Source organism: Methylobacterium sp. 37f, from assembly GCF_023093475.1.
Classification (GTDB): Bacteria; Pseudomonadota; Alphaproteobacteria; order Rhizobiales; family Beijerinckiaceae; genus Methylobacterium.
Map to the genome: position 1 here is coordinate 97,558 of NZ_JAGHKN010000012.1, position 12,423 is coordinate 109,980.

Sequence of the window (12,423 nt, forward strand, 5' to 3'; positions counted from 1 at the left end):
CCCCTACCCCTCCATGAGGGGGAGGGAGCGCGTCTCGTGAGAGGGCGCGTCTGTCCGCGACGGCCTGATGCTTGCACGACACGCGCGGCATCCTTCGGAGAACGGACCCATGTTCGGTGACTACTCGCTCGGTGATCTCGGCGCGATCTTCGCGATGCAGGGCTTTGCCGGACTGATCCTGTTTTCGGTCTACGTGCTGATGGCGCTCGGGCTGGCGATCATCTTCGGCCAGATGGGGGTGATCAACATGGCGCACGGGGAGTTCATGATCCTCGGCGCCTACATGACCTATCTCTGCTCGGGCTTCTTCCAGACCCAACTGCCGGCCCTGTTCCCGGCTTACTTCTTCATCGCGATGGCGCTCGCCTTCCTGGCCTCGGGGGCGCTCGGGATGCTGGTGGAATGGGCCCTGATCCGCCACCTCTACAAGCGCCCGCTCGATACGCTGCTGGCCACCTGGGGCCTGTCGCTGATCCTGCAGCAGGCCTACCGCTCGATCTTTGGTGCCCGTGAGGTCGGCGTCGAGCTGCCGTCCTGGCTGATCGGCTCGGTGCAGGTCACCGACACCATCGAGATCCCGATCAACGGCATGTTCGTCATGGCCATCACGACGCTGATCACCGTCGGCGTCGCCCTCCTGATGTACCGCTCGCGCTTCGGCGCCCAGGTTCGCGCCGTGGTGCAGAACCGCGCCATGGCGGGCGCCGTCGGCATCGATACCGAACGGGTCGACCGCCTCACCTTCGGCCTCGGCTGCGGCATCGCGGGTATCGCCGGTTCGGCCTTCACCATGGTGGGCTCGACCGGGCCGACCTCCGGCCAGCTCTACATCGTCGACACCTTCCTGATCGTGGTGTTCGGCGGCGCCGCCTCGCTGCTCGGCACCATCGCGTCCGCCTTCTCGATCTCGCAGACGCAATCGACCCTCGAATTCTTCCTCTCGGGTTCCACCGCGAAGGTGCTCACGCTGTTGGCGGTGGTCGGCATCCTGATGCTGCGGCCCCAGGGCCTCTTCACCCTCAAGGTCCGGCGCTGAGGAGCCTGAACGTCATGACCCGCTCCACACCCAAGACGATCGTCAACGACAACCCGTTCATGAAGCCGATGGAATGGGTGAGCCTGGCGCTCCTCGTCGGCGTCATCTTCATCCTGCTGCCGATGCTGCTCGACGCCTTCCGGCTCAACCTCGTCGGCAAGTACCTGACCTATTCGTTCGTGGCCCTCGGCCTGGTCATCTGCTGGGGCTTCGGCGGCATCCTCTCGCTCGGCCAGGGCGTGTTCTTCGGCCTCGGCGGCTACCTGATGGCCATGTACCTGAAGCTCGAAGCGTCCAGCGTCGAGAATACCAAGATCCAGTCGACCCCGGGCATTCCCGACTTTATGGACTGGAACCAGATCACCGAACTGCCGTGGTTCTGGAAGCCCTTCAGCAGCCTGCCCTTCACGCTGATCGCGGTGCTGGTGGTGCCGGCCTTCTTTGCCTTCGTCATCGGCACGGCGATGTTCCGCCGCCGCGTCGGCGGCACCTACTTCGCCATCATCACCCAGGCCATCGCCGCCATCCTGACGATCCTGATCGTCGGCCAGCAGGGCTACACCGGCGGCATCAACGGCATCACCGATCTGCGCACCCTGCACGGCTGGGACATCCGCACCGACAGCGCCCACAACATCCTCTACTTCGTCAACGCCGGCCTGCTCGTCGCCTGCATCCTGTTCGCGCAGGCCGTGAAGAAGTCGAAGCTCGGGCGCATCCTGCTCGCCATGCGCGACAAGGAGGACCGGGTCCGGTTCTCGGGCTACCAGGTGGCGAGCTTCAAGACCTTCGCGTTCTGCCTCGCGGCTGTGTTCGCCGCCATCGGGGGCGCGATGTTCACCCTCCAGGTCGGGTTCATGTCGCCCTCCTTCGTCGGCATCGTGCCGTCGATCGAGATGGTGATCTACGCCGCCGTCGGCGGGCGCCTGTCCCTGTTCGGCGCGGTCTGGGGCACGCTCCTGGTCAACTGGGCCAAGACCACCTTCTCGGAGAGCTTCCCGGAACTCTGGCTGTTCGGCCTCGGCGGCCTGTTCATCCTCGTGGTGCTGGCCTTCCCCAACGGTCTGGCGGGCATCTACCGCACCTATGTCGAGCCCCGCCTGACCCGGCGCGTGAAGGCTCTCGAGCCCGCGCCCGCCGTCGCCCTGTCCCACGCGGCCGAGTAGGATCTCCGATGAACGCAGCCATCCTGCCCTCGCACCTCATCGGCGCCGATCCGGCCGAGAAGGACTTCCTGCTGGCGGTGGAATCCCTCACCGTCTCGTTCGACGGCTTCAAGGCGGTCAACGACGTCTCGTTCTACGTCGATCCCAACGAGATCCGGGTCATCATCGGTCCCAACGGCGCCGGCAAGACCACGGTGCTCGACCTCATCTGCGGCCGCACCAAGGCCAGCTCCGGCTCGATCAAGTACAAGGGCCAGGAACTGACCAAGCTGTCCGAGAGCGCCATCGTGCTGGCCGGTGTCGGCCGCAAGTTCCAGACGCCGTCGATCTACGATGACCTCACCGTCTTCGAGAACCTGGAGATTTCCTATCCGCGCGGCCGCTCGGTGTTCGGGGCGCTGACCTTCAAGCGCGACGCCCAGGTCCGCGACCGCATCGAGGAGGTCGCCAGCATGATCTTCCTTAAGGACCAGCTCCTGGAGCGGGCCGAGTTCCTCAGCCACGGCCAGAAGCAGTGGCTCGAGATCGGCATGCTGCTGATCCAGGACCCGGAATTGCTGATGCTCGACGAGCCGGTGGCCGGCATGAGCGTCGGGGAGCGCATCAAGACCGCCGAACTCCTCAACGAGATCATCAAAGGCCGCTCGGTCCTGGTGATCGAGCACGACATGAAGTTCGTCGAGGACATCGCCCACCGGGTCACCGTGCTGCACCAGGGCAAGGTCCTGTCGGAGGGGTCGATGGAGCGGGTCAAGAACGACCCCAAGGTCATCGAAGTCTATCTCGGCCATTGAGGGAAACAGGCTCATGCTCCAGACCGCGCCTGCCTCCTCCCCCGCGCCTCATCGTCAGGGTGGCGTCCAGCCGATGCTGGCGATCAGCGACCTGCATTCGGCCTATGGCCAGAGCGAGGTTCTGCACGGCCTCGACATCGCGGTGGCGCCCGGCGAGATCGTCGCCGTGATGGGCCGCAACGGCATGGGCAAGACCACGCTGATGAAGACCCTGATGGGGATCGTGCCGGTGAAATCCGGCTCGATCCGGGTCGACGGTGCGGATGTCGGCGCCCTGAAGAGCCACCAGCGCGTGGCACGCGGTCTCGCCTACGTGCCGCAGGGCCGCATGATCTTCTCGGCCATGACCGTGCAGGAGAACATCGAGACGGGGCTGACCGTCACCCACGAGCGCCGGGTGCCGCAGGATCTCTACACCATGTTCCCGGTGCTGCTGGAGATGAAGGGCCGGCGCGGCGGCAATCTCTCGGGCGGCCAGCAGCAGCAGCTCGCCATCGCCCGCGCGCTGGCGAGCCGGCCCAAGGTCCTCCTCCTCGACGAGCCGACCGAGGGCATCCAGCCCTCGATCATCCGCGAGATGGGCCGCACCCTCAAGAAGATCCGAGACGACCGAGGCCTCTCCATCGTGGTCTCCGAGCAGGTGCTGAGCTTCGCCCTCGACGTCGCCGACCGGGTTCTGGTCATCGAGAACGGCGTGATCGTGCACGAGTCCCTGCGCGCCGACATCGACGAGTCCCAGGTCGCGCGCTTCCTCTCGGTCTGACGGAGGTCGGAATGGTCGATTACGAGATCTTCGAGCTCGGTGACTTCGTCCTCCAGTGCGGCAAGACGCTGCGCGATGCCCGGCTCGCCTACAAGACCTTCGGCACCCTCAATGCCGCCAAGGACAACGCCATCGTCTACCCGACCTGGTACTCGGGCCAGCACACCGAGAACGAATGGCTGATCGGTCCCGGCAAGGCCCTCGACCCGGACAGGTACTTCATCATCATCCCGAACATGTTCGGCAACGGGCTGTCGTCCTCGCCGAGCAATACGCCGGCGCCCTGGAACGGGCCAAGATTCCCCAACGTCACGGCCTACGACAACGTCACGGCCCAGCACCGCCTCGTCACCGAGCATTTCGGCATCGAAACGCTGGTGCTGGTGACCGGCTGGTCGATGGGCGCCCTGCAGACCTACCATTGGGGCGCCCTCTACCCCGACATGGTACCCCGCATCCTGCCGTTTCAGGGTTCGGCCAAGTGCTCCCGGCACAACTTCGTCTTCCTCGAAGGCGCCAAGGCCGCGCTCCAGGCCGACGCCGCCTACGCGGAGGGCTGGTACACAAGCCCGCCGAACCGGGGCCTGCGCGCCTTCGGCCGGGTCTATGCCGGCTGGGGCCTGTCGCAGACGTTCTACCGGATCGAGGCCGACAAGACGCATATGGGCTACGCCTCGCTCGAGGATTTTCTGGTCGGGTTCTGGGAAGGTCTGTTCTACACCCGGGACGCCAACGACCTGCTGGCGATGCTGTGGACCTGGCAGAACGGCGACATCAGCGCCAACGACCGCTTCAACGGCGATCTCAAGGCCGCCCTCGGGGCCATCCGCGCCAGGGCGATCCTGATGCCGGCCTCAACCGACCTGTACTTTCCCCCCGAGGACAACGCCATCGAGGCGGCGGCCATGCCGAACGCGGAGCTGCGCGTCATCGAGACCTGGTGGGGCCACTTCGCCGGCGGGCCGGGCACCAGCCCCGACGACATCGCCACACTCGATGCGGCCCTCAAGGAGCTGCTCGCACGCTGACGGAGACCGGGGCCGGACCGGCCCGACGATCACCGCCACATCGCACGCCGGAGGATCGGACCGCCGGCGCGAACGGGGACGCATGTCCTCACCCAGGGAAGGGAGCACGTGACGATGGCAGAGACCCTGATCAAGGTCGATCTGACCCAATCGGCCTACGACAACGACATGGTGCACAATCGCTGGCACCCCGACATCCCCATGGTGGCGATGGTGAAGCCCGGCGACGACTTCATCGTCGAGACCTATGACTGGACCGGCGGGTTCATCAAGAACAACGATTCGGCCGACGACGTGCGCGACATCGACCTGTCGATCGTGCACTTCCTGTCCGGCCCGATCGGCGTCGAGGGCGCCGAGCCGGGCGACCTCCTGGTGGTCGACCTCCTCGACATCGGCGCCAAGCCCGAGAGCCAGTGGGGCTTCAACGGCTTCTTCTCCAAGAAGAACGGCGGCGGCTTCCTCGACGAACATTTCCCCCAGGCCCAGAAATCGATCTGGGATTTCGAGGGCATGTTCACCCAGTCGCGCCACATCCCCGGCGTGCGCTTCCCCGGCCTGATCCATCCGGGGCTGATCGGCTGCCTGCCCGATCCCAAGATGCTGGGGACCTGGAACACCCGCGAGAAGGCCCTGTTCGACACCGACCCCAACCGGGTGCCGGCTCTGGCCACCCTCCCCTTCGCGCCCACCGCCCATATGGGTCGACTCAAGGGCGAGGTCCGTGACAAGGCGGCCGCCGAGGGCGCCCGCACGGTGCCGGGCCGCGAGCACGGCGGCAATTGCGACATCAAGGATCTGTCGCGCGGCTCGAAGATCTACTTCCCCGTCTACGTGCCGGGGGCCGGGCTCTCCATGGGCGACCTGCATTTCAGCCAGGGCGACGGCGAGATCACCTTCTGCGGCGCGATCGAGATGGCGGGCTGGGTCCACCTCAAGGTCAGCCTGATCAAGGACGGCATGTCGAAGTACGGGATCAAGAACCCGATCTTCAAGCCGTCGCCGATCACACCGAAGTTCGACGACCACCTGATCTTCGAGGGGGTCTCCGTCGACGAGTACGGCAAGCAGCATTACCTCGACGTGACGGTGGCCTATCGCCAGGCCTGCCTCAACGCCATCGAGTACCTGAAGAAGTTCGGCTACTCGGGCGCCCAGGCCTACTCGATCCTCGGCACCGCGCCGGTGCAGGGCCACATCTCGGGCGTCGTCGACATCCCGAACGCCTGCGCCACCCTGTGGATTCCGACCAAGATCTTCGACTTCGACATCAATCCGGGTGCGGACGGTCCGACGAAGTTCCTCGACGGCTCGATCCAGATGCCGCTCTCGCCCGATCTTTGAGGGCCGGGTCGCGCCCGAATCGGCGCGAAGCCCCCTCCCCCTTGTGGGGAGGGAGCAGGAGTTGGGGGTAATGGGGCGATCCTCAGGATGCGGAGGCTGGCGGACCTGCCCCACCTCCCACTCCTCTCCACCAGTTCGACGGATCTCGGGCAGGCCCGGGATCCGCTGGGGAGGAGGGCCGTGCCGCCCCACCCTCTCATCACGCAGAAATCACCGAGAGGCCCCGATGCCCGTCTACGATTACGCCTGCGACGCCTGCGGCCCGTTCACGGTGCTGCGCCCGATGGCCGAGTTCCGCGACCCCCACGACTGCCCGGATTGCGGATCGTCCTGTGGCCGCGCCTTCCTCACCGCGCCGAACCTCGCTTCCATGGATGCCGGATTGCGCAAGGCGCACGCCACCAACGAGCGCAGCCGCCACGCCCCGCGCAAGGTCTCGGGTCACGGTGCCGGATGCGGATGCTGCAGCGGATCGGCGAAGACCAAATCGCAAGCAAGTCCGGCCGTGAAAAGCTTTCCTTCCGCGCGTCCCTGGATGATCAGTCATTGATTTCAGCACTGGCATCCTAATTGCAAAGTATTGCTGGGCGGGTGATCTGCCTATTGTCTGGGCCTAACGAGATATAATTCCACAGGAAAAGTGGATGGGGCGGGCTCAGGCAGGATCAATGCTAGGATGCGGGGGTGTATGATGAGACCGACAAGCACGATCAGGCCGGTGCCGGGCCACCGGAGACCCGCCCTTCGGGGCATCGCCGCTTCGCCAGCTCTTCGGGGCCTCGCCGCTTCGGCGGCGTTCCTGATGGCCGCCGCCTCGGCCGAGGCGCAGACGGCCTCTCCGGTGGGCCAGCTCAACGACCAGACGCAGCCGCGCACCGATCCGGCCGTCGCCGCCAAGCCGGCGGACCCGGTCCGCGTCGGACCGCTGGCCCTCTGGGCCACCGAGATGGCGGCCCGCGGCATCACCTTCGACGTCAACATCTACGATTTCTACCAGGCCAACCCAACCATGGGCCTGAGGCCCGGCGAGCAGTCGAATTCGGCCTATTTCGTGCTGTCGATGACGGCCGACATGCAGAAGATCGCCGGTATTTCGGGCGGGACGATCAACTTCACCCAAACCTTCTTCGGCCTGGTGCGCAACCTGAACATGGCCGCCGACATCGGCGACACCACGGTCGGGTATCAGCCGCCCTACAACCCCGATTTCGCCCGGCTCTCGCTGTTCACCTACCAGCAGAAGCTGCTCGACGACCGCCTCGTGGTCGAGGTCGGCCGCACCCATCCGGACCGGTACTACGGCCTGCCGCCGTGCAACTCGATCAATTCCTGCTTCCAGGACATGTTCTACTTCAACGCCGGCTTCACCTCGCCGCTCTACGGTGTCTGGGGCGCCAACGTGGCCTATAAGCTCTCGCCGACCACCTACATCCAGGCGGGCGCCTTCAGCGTGAACCCCAACACCAACGGGCTGTCGGGCTACGACTTCGGCTACGAGCGCCTCGCCGGCGCGGTGGTGATGACCGAGATCGGCCGCAAGACCGATTTCACGCAGGAGGCCTATCCGGGCCGCGTCTCCCTGACCGGCTTCTACAACACCGCCGACCACGAGGATAACTTCAAGACGGCGCTCGGGCGCTCCAAGGGGCTGTTCCCCGGCGATCCGGTCCTGCAGAAATCCGGCACCTCGGGCGTGGTGCTGACCGCCTCGCAAACGGTGTGGCGTGCCGATGGCGGGCGCGAAGCCGACAACCCGCACCCGGCCTCGGTCTCGGTCTATACCGGCACCGGCTACGCCTTCGATCCCACCATCCCGATCCGATTCAACTCCTTCGCCGGCATCCTGCTGCAATCGCCCGACCAGTCCCGGCCCAACGACACCTACGGGCTGAAGGCGAACTGGCAGCGGATCAACGCCAACTACGCCGACTTCCTGGCGGACGCGAACTTCATCTCGGGCGGTTCGGGCGCACCGTTCTCGCGCGACAAGTTCATCTTCGAGGCCAACGCCCACATCGACATCGGCGCCGGCGTGATTCTCGAGCCCGTGGTCCAGTACGTCGTCAATCCGAACTCGTTCTTCAATCCCTTTACCGCCCGGCGCCCGAAGGACGGCGTCTACGGCGGCTTCACCCTCGTGGTTCCCCTCGGAACCCTCCTGGGTCTCGCGCCGGGCTGACGCCCGGGTGGGCTGACGCCCGGGCGGGCTAGGCCCGGACAGGCTGAGGCCCGGACAGGCTTGGCCGGAGGGACCACGTCCCCCCGCGCGTGCCGCCCAACACGGCGGCACGCGCCCCATCTCAAGAAACCGGAGGATCGCGCCATGATGCACGGAGACATCTCGTCCAGCGCCGACAGCGTCGGCGTCGCCGTCGTGAACTACAAGATGCCCCGCCTGCACACGCGGGACGAGGTTCTGGCGAACGCCGCCAAGATCGGCGACATGGTCGTGGGCATGAAGTCCGGCCTGCCCGGCATGGACCTGGTGATCTTCCCCGAATACTCGACCCACGGGATCATGTACGACGCGGCCGAGATGTACGAGACCGCCACCTCGATCCCGGGGCCGGAGACCGACATCTTCGCCGCCGCCTGCCGCAAGGCGAAGGTCTGGGGCGTGTTCTCGCTCACCGGCGAGCGCCACGAGGAGCACCCGAACAAAGCGCCCTACAACACCCTGATCCTGATGAACGACCAGGGCGAGATCGTGCAGAAGTACCGCAAGATCATGCCCTGGACTCCGATCGAGGGCTGGTATCCGGGCGACCGGACCTACGTCTCCGACGGCCCCAAGGGCCTGAAGATCAGCCTCATCATCTGCGACGACGGCAATTACCCGGAGATCTGGCGCGACTGCGCCATGCGGGGCGCCGAACTCATCATCCGCTGCCAGGGCTACATGTATCCGGCCAAGGAGCAGCAGGTCCTGATGTCGAAGGCGATGGCGTTCGCCAACAACACCTACGTGGCGGTGGCCAACGCCGCCGGCTTCGACGGCGTCTACAGCTATTTCGGCCACTCGGCGATCATCGGCTTCGACGGGCGGACGCTGGGCGAGTGCGGCGAGGAGGAGATGGGCATCCAGTACGCGGCCCTGTCGAAGTTCCTGATCCGCGATGCCCGCGCCCACGGGCAATCCGAGAACCACCTCTTCAAGCTGCTCCACCGTGGCTACACCGGCATGATCGCCTCGAAGGAGAACCGGCACGGCCTGTCGGAATGCCCCTACGACTTCTACCGCCGCTGGATCGAGGACCCCAACGGCACCCGCGACGCCGTGCGGGCCATCACCCGCCCGAGCGTCGGCACCGAGGAATGTCCGATCGAGGGCATCCCCTTCGTCGGCAAGGGCGAGGGTCCGCCCGATCCGGCCTGATCCGGCGCAAGCGCCCGCGTGATAACCGCAAGGGGGCCGGCTCCGCTTCGCGCGGCGCCGGCCTTTTTGCTGTGGGCCTCGACAGTGAAGGCATGAAAGCGCGCACAAACCCGTTGACACACGGAAAATATGTCGTAGTGTCGTCAACACACAAGCGGATCTGGACATGCCCACCACCACCCGATTCGCCGTCGCCGTCCATATCCTCGCCGCCCTGGCGGTGAGCGGCGGCAAGCCGCTCCGGTCCGAGGATCTCGCCTATTCCGTCAACACGGGCGCGGTGGTGATCCGGGGACTCCTGTCCCGTCTCGGAGAGGCGGGGCTGACCCGTTCGCAGATGGGGGCGGGCGGTGGAGCGCTGCTGGCCAGACCGGCCGAACGCATCCGTCTCCTCGACGTCTATGAGGCGGTGGAGGATACGGCGCTGTTCACCCTGCATCGAACGCCGCCCTGCGAGACCTGCGCGGTCGGTGGGCAGATTCAGGCCGCCTTGAGCCCGATCCTCGGGCGGGCTCGAGAGGCCCTGGAGGCTGAGTTGGCAAAGGTCACCGTCGCAGACGTCGCCGCCGAGGTGGCGCGACTCGGCAAGTTCACGATCCCCCTCACCTGGTAATCCTTCTTCGCCCTAAAGTGTCATCGCGTCGTCGACATAGTAACAGTCGAGATGGATGCGGTCGGCACCGAATGCGAACCGTTCACCGCTGGGGCGCGGACGGCTCGAAGACGCAAGCCCCCGGAATCAGGCTCCGGGCATCAAGCCCCGGCATCAACCTTTCACAACAGGAGTGACACCATGAGCATCGGCATTCTCGGTTCCGGCGGCCTCGGCTCCAACCTCGCGCGGGCCCTGGCCCGCAACGGCATCGCCGCCACCGTGGCGAACAGCCGGGGTCCGGCCTCGCTGGCGGACCTCGTCGCGGAACTCGGCCCCTGCATCAAGGCGGGCACCGTCGCCGAGGCGGCCAGCGCCGACATCGTCTTCGTCGCCGTGCGCTGGACCGACACCGAGGCCGTGCTGAGCCGCCTACCGGCCTGGAACAACCGCATCGTGGTCGACGGCACCAATCCGGTCGAGTTCCTCGACCCCAATTCGCCCGACGCCAACGATCCGGCCAACCCGCTGGCGGCCTACGGCATCAAGGCGGTCGATCTCGGCGGCCGCGCGTCGAGCAGCCTGATCCGCGCCCTCGTCCCCGGGGCGCGCGTGGTCAAGGCCTTCAACCACCTCGACGTCAACGCCCTGCCCCAGCCCCAACTCTCCGGCGGGCAGCGGGTGCTGTTCTATTCCGGCGACGACGCGGCCGCGAAGGCCGAGATCCGCGCGCTGATCGAGGCCATGCAGTTCTTCCCCGTCGATCTCGGCGCCCTCGACACCGGCGGCCCGCTGGCGGAACTGCCTTTCGGCCCCCTGGCGGCCATCAACTTCGTCAAAGTGTGAAGGCCACCCTCCCCTCGGGGATCGCCTGTCGGCCGCCGCCCTTCGGGGCGACGGCGTCGCCGGGGCGCGACCCACACGCCGTCCTCCGGCCCGTCCTTCACGTGATCCGGCTTCGCCAAGACACCGGCCTTGCAGCGACACCGGCCTCGCGAAAATGCCGGCTTCGCGGAGACGTCGGGTCGGTCGCGGGTCGTCCTGTGGGCGTGCCGGGGATCGGTGCGGGCGTCGACCGGGATCGTCCGTCCGGTGTCGTGCCTGGATCGGCCGGGTACCAAGCCTTAACGCGGTCCCGCCTATGGTTCGGTCTGGACCGCGAGACCTGATGCAGCGATGCCGTCACAGCAGGAGATCCGAGCTCTGACCGGGATTCGGGGCGCGGCCGCCATCCTGGTGGTCGTGTATCATTACCTGGCCCTGGGGGCGGGATCGGGCCTCGGCGGAGCCTTCATCAAGCACGGATACCTCGCCGTCGACCTGTTCTTCGTGCTCAGCGGTTTCGTGATGGCCCTAAGCCACGGCCGGGACTTTCCATCGGGATACGCGCTCGCGCCGTTCCGCCGCTTTCTGACGAAGCGCTTCGCCCGCATCTATCCGCTCTACATCGTCACCAGCTTCGCCTGCCTGGCGCTCTGGCTCGTCGATGGCTCCGTGCACGACCGGATCCCGGCGCCGTCCCTGTTGACGATCGTGTCGAATGTCGTGCTGGTCCAGTCCTGGGCCATCGGCACGAGTCTCAACGGGCCGGGCTGGTCGATCAGCACCGAGTTCTTCGCCTACCTGATGTTTCCCGCCCTGGCCTTCGGCCTGCTGCACGGCCCCCGGCGCGCGATCCCGCCCTTCCTGGCGCTGGCGGCCGCCCTGCTGTGGATCCTCGGCCGGCTGCCGAATCAGGCCGTCCACCAGGATTTCCGCTTCGGCCCGCTGGATCTGTATATCGGCGAGACCGCCTATCCCCTGCTGCGCTGCCTGGTCGGTTTCAGCCTCGGGCTCGTCGCCTGGCGGCTGACGAGCCTCCCGGTGTGCCGGCGCGTCATGGCGTGGCGGGGCACCGGCGACACCCTGGTGCTGTGCGTGCTGCTGCTGATGGCGGTTCCGAGCAGCGACCTGATCCTGATCCTGCTGTTCCCGGCCCTGATCATGGCGTTGGCGACGGGGACGAGCCTGTCCGCCCACATCCTGGCGCTGGCGCCGATCCACCGGCTCGGGGTTCTATCCTACTCAATCTACCTGGTGCATTTCCCGATCCTCACCCACCTGGAGCCCCGGCTCGCGGCGCTGTTCGAGGGCGCGCAGGTGGCGCATCCGCACCTGATGTCGGCCGCGATCCTGATCCCCGTGACCGTGCTCCTGTCGCTGGCCACCTTTCGCCTCGTGGAGAAGCCCGGCCGACGTCTGTTCCGCGCGGCTCCGGCCGATGGCTCGGACGCGGCGCCGGTGGTGGCCTCCGGCGCACGGCCTTAGGGCTCCGGCCGCCCGGC

At 66.6% G+C, this 12,423-nt stretch carries 12 protein-coding genes; all 12 read left to right on the plus strand.

Annotation, left to right across the window (positions count from 1 at the left end):
* Positions 1-109 precede the first annotated feature (109 nt).
* The 12 genes from urtB (at position 110) to J7U37_RS10705 (ending at position 12,406) form a co-directional block, all read left to right on the plus strand.
* Positions 110-1,036 (plus strand): urea ABC transporter permease subunit UrtB, encoded by a 927-nt coding sequence (gene urtB / locus J7U37_RS10650; RefSeq protein ID WP_056183900.1) that lies wholly within the window; start codon positions 110-112, stop codon positions 1,034-1,036.
* A gap of 14 nt (positions 1,037-1,050) precedes the next feature.
* Complete coding sequence (urtC, locus tag J7U37_RS10655; RefSeq protein WP_247635689.1) at positions 1,051-2,202, plus strand: urea ABC transporter permease subunit UrtC; 1,152 nt, start codon at positions 1,051-1,053, stop codon at positions 2,200-2,202.
* Between the two features lie 8 nt (positions 2,203-2,210).
* The gene (gene urtD, locus J7U37_RS10660; RefSeq protein ID WP_056183903.1) at positions 2,211-2,996 is read left to right on the plus strand and encodes an urea ABC transporter ATP-binding protein UrtD; all 786 of its coding nucleotides are present in this window, start codon (positions 2,211-2,213) and stop codon (positions 2,994-2,996) included.
* Positions 2,997-3,069: 73 nt separating this feature from the next.
* Complete coding sequence (gene urtE, locus J7U37_RS10665) at positions 3,070-3,759, plus strand: urea ABC transporter ATP-binding subunit UrtE (protein WP_247635716.1); 690 nt, start codon at positions 3,070-3,072, stop codon at positions 3,757-3,759.
* An 11-nt stretch (positions 3,760-3,770) separates the two neighbouring features.
* Positions 3,771-4,787, plus strand: coding sequence for an alpha/beta fold hydrolase (locus J7U37_RS10670; protein ID WP_247635690.1), 1,017 nt, complete (start codon positions 3,771-3,773; stop codon positions 4,785-4,787).
* Between the two features lie 114 nt (positions 4,788-4,901).
* Positions 4,902-6,131 carry a formamidase gene (fmdA, locus tag J7U37_RS10675; protein WP_247635691.1) on the plus strand — a complete coding sequence of 410 codons (1,230 nt, stop codon included), beginning with the start codon at positions 4,902-4,904 and terminating at the stop codon, positions 6,129-6,131.
* Positions 6,132-6,357: 226 nt separating this feature from the next.
* Positions 6,358-6,681: a zinc ribbon domain-containing protein gene (locus J7U37_RS10680; protein WP_056183909.1), complete on the plus strand. Its 324-nt coding sequence runs from the start codon at positions 6,358-6,360 to the stop codon at positions 6,679-6,681.
* 252 nt (positions 6,682-6,933) lie between these two features.
* Entirely contained in the window at positions 6,934-8,310 is a 1,377-nt protein-coding gene (locus J7U37_RS10685) for a carbohydrate porin (RefSeq protein WP_247635717.1), read from the plus strand.
* Between the two features lie 144 nt (positions 8,311-8,454).
* The gene (locus tag J7U37_RS10690; protein ID WP_247635692.1) at positions 8,455-9,507 is read left to right on the plus strand and encodes an aliphatic amidase; all 1,053 of its coding nucleotides are present in this window, start codon (positions 8,455-8,457) and stop codon (positions 9,505-9,507) included.
* 166 nt (positions 9,508-9,673) lie between these two features.
* Positions 9,674-10,120 carry an Rrf2 family transcriptional regulator gene (locus tag J7U37_RS10695; RefSeq protein ID WP_056184331.1) on the plus strand — a complete coding sequence of 149 codons (447 nt, stop codon included), beginning with the start codon at positions 9,674-9,676 and terminating at the stop codon, positions 10,118-10,120.
* Between the two features lie 180 nt (positions 10,121-10,300).
* The gene (locus J7U37_RS10700) at positions 10,301-10,945 is read left to right on the plus strand and encodes an NAD(P)-binding domain-containing protein (protein ID WP_056183917.1); all 645 of its coding nucleotides are present in this window, start codon (positions 10,301-10,303) and stop codon (positions 10,943-10,945) included.
* A 330-nt stretch (positions 10,946-11,275) separates the two neighbouring features.
* Positions 11,276-12,406, plus strand: a complete 1,131-nt coding sequence (locus J7U37_RS10705; protein ID WP_247635693.1) for an acyltransferase — start codon at positions 11,276-11,278, stop codon at positions 12,404-12,406.
* Positions 12,407-12,423 lie beyond the last annotated feature (17 nt).